The organism is Flavobacterium plurextorum (assembly GCF_002217395.1).
Lineage (GTDB): Bacteria > Bacteroidota > Bacteroidia > Flavobacteriales > Flavobacteriaceae > Flavobacterium > Flavobacterium plurextorum.
In genome coordinates, this window is sequence record NZ_MUHD01000061.1 from 1 (window position 1) to 2,532 (window position 2,532).

Below are 2,532 nucleotides of genomic sequence, written 5' to 3' on the forward strand. Positions count from 1 at the left end.
AGATATAAAAAAGTAAGAATAAAACGCTTTTTTATGTTTTTCACAAATCTGATTTTAGATAAAATTATTTGAAGCTGATCGGACATTTTTTTGATTTACATAAAATATCCTAAAAACTGTAATCTTAAACATCAGAAGGTCTAAATTTCTATTTCATTTCCCATTAAGGGAACATTACATTTAAAATGATATTGGTTCTGAATTTTAATTCGTAATTCATCTGCCGGAAGGTTTTCACCATGTACTAAATAAATACATTTAGGAGTGTTTTTAAGTGCCGAGAGCCAGTTTAAAAGATCCTTTTGGTCTCCATGCGCTGAAAGTCCTTCTATCTGAAAAATTTTAGCTTTTACATTATAGTAATTACCATATATTTTAATTTCATCAGCACCCTCTAGAAGTTTTCTTCCACGGGTTCCTTCTGCCTGATAACCGACAAAAATTACAGTTGTTTTTTCGATACCTATATAATGCTCAAAGTACGACAATACTCTGCCGCCTGTAACCATGCCACTTGCGGCAATAACCACTTTAGGCTGAGGATTTTCAATAATGCGCATGGTTTCCTTAAACTCAGAGACAATAGAGAACATTTTACTCATTTCATGACAATCGTCAGCAGATAGTTTATGCCATTTCAAATATTCTAGAAATACATGCAGTGCATTAGCTCCCATTGGAGTATCCAATATATAAGGGACATCTGGAATTCTTCCTTCTTTTCTAAGCTGCCACAATAGAAACATTACCGATTGTGCTCGCTCTACAGCAAAGCCAGGGATTATGACCGTTCCTTTTTGCTTAATAGCAGCATTGATTAACGTTTCCAGTTCTTCTTTTACATCCACATCACGATGAACCCGATCTCCGTAAGTGCTCTCTAGAAATAGATAATTAGCCAATACTGGTTTTGTTGGAGCAAACATCAACACATCATCATCTCTCCCTATATCACCTGAAAACACAAGCGTTTTACCCTCAAGAGTTAATTTAATACTGCAGGCACCAATGATATGTCCAGCATTTTCAAAAACAGCAGTGATATCATTTGCAATCGACACTAATGTATTTGGTTCAATGACTTCAAAAAAGGGAGTAACGGCCTGAGCTTCTTCTAATGTATAAAGTGGTTCTGCATTTGTATGTTTTGAATATTGTTTTTGGTTGGCTCTATTAGCTTCTTCCTCTTGAATTTTAGCGCTGTCCAAAAGAACTAACTTAGCTATAGATTTGGTTGGGCCAGTACAGTATATTCTACCCGTAAAACCTTGAGATATAAGTCGAGGAAGCCATCCGCAATGATCTAAGTGACCATGAGTAAGAAGAACACAATCTATAGTAGAAGGTAAAATAGGCAAGGGATCCCAGTTCAGTTCTCTAAGCGATTTAAGACCTTGAAAAAGACCACAATCAATAAGTATTCTAATTCCGTTAGTTTCTAAAAGGGTTTTTGAACCAGTTACAGTTCCTGCCCCACCAATAAATTTTACTTTCATTTTACAGATGTTTACAAATTTGTGACGCTTCGTGCAATGTATTTTTAACTCGGTTTTCACTAAGCCCTATTTTATAAAGACTTTGAGGATCATCAATAACATCTTTTACAAGTATCTGATCCAGAATAAGTAATTTTTCTTTTTCAACTATTGATAGTGTCGTGAGACAAGTAATAGGATAAAGAGTTCCTTTGTCTATTTTATTTTTGAGATTGTTATCTTCTGGATAATCCCAGCTTAAAAGAGAAATTCCGCTGCAATTAGCAAAATCCTGCGCATCTTTAGTAAAACGATTATTAGTCACTATAACGCAGGAATCAATAACTTCACTGTTAGAGAAAATAGTATGTTTTTTCGTTTTAAGATCATTAAACCGAGAAAGTATATACATCGGAACTTTTACATCTGAGGAGCCTTCTTTACTACCGTGAAATTTACATTCAACCATACTTATCATGTTACTCTTCATGATAGCAATGTCTATTTCATGTGACACACATTTTCCTTGTAGTGTTAAATTTATTTTCGTCTTAAATCCATCTGCTGCATACAATCTGGAAATGAATTTTTCAAAGAAAAAACCTGCCGGGCCAAGCATTTGCAAAGCCAGTCTAATATTATAGCGAGCGGCATGTCCACTTGATGCTTTTTTTAAAATAGCAAACGCCAATTTATATATTTCTTTGGTAGTTATGCCATCATACATTTGCCTTTCTATTTCAGCTAAAGATTCCTTTATAAGATCCGTACTAGCTCCAGATTTTTTAAGAGAAAGTTCTAGTTTTTCTTTGTCAAAAGGTACTTTATATCCTGAGTGTTTAGTTATTTTCATCATAGCTAAGGGATTCATTTATTTGAAAGAAAACTAAGTAACAGCATTACTTTTTTCTAGAAAGATTAAATCATACTACTAAATTCTAATAATCAACATTTTATGTATTCAATTTACTATAAATATACCATAATTATACTGTAGTTCCTACTGGATAAGCAAACAAAAAGTAGTTGATTTCTAGAATACTACCATCATAGATTT

General features: G+C 33.5%; 2 protein-coding genes. Both read right to left on the minus strand.

The window, feature by feature from the left end; translation table 11 throughout:
* Nucleotides 1–140: 140 nt before the first annotated feature.
* Nucleotides 141–1,556 carry an MBL fold metallo-hydrolase gene (locus tag B0A81_RS21490; RefSeq protein WP_317044427.1) on the minus strand — a complete coding sequence of 472 codons (1,416 nt, stop codon included), beginning with the start codon at nt 1,554–1,556 and terminating at the stop codon, nt 141–143.
* On the minus strand, nt 1,498–2,346 hold the full coding sequence (locus tag B0A81_RS21495) for an ATP cone domain-containing protein (RefSeq protein WP_244281452.1): 849 nt from the start codon (nt 2,344–2,346) through the stop codon (nt 1,498–1,500). Before B0A81_RS21495 ends, B0A81_RS21490 begins: the two co-directional genes overlap by 59 nt.
* Nucleotides 2,347–2,532: the final 186 nt, after the last annotated feature.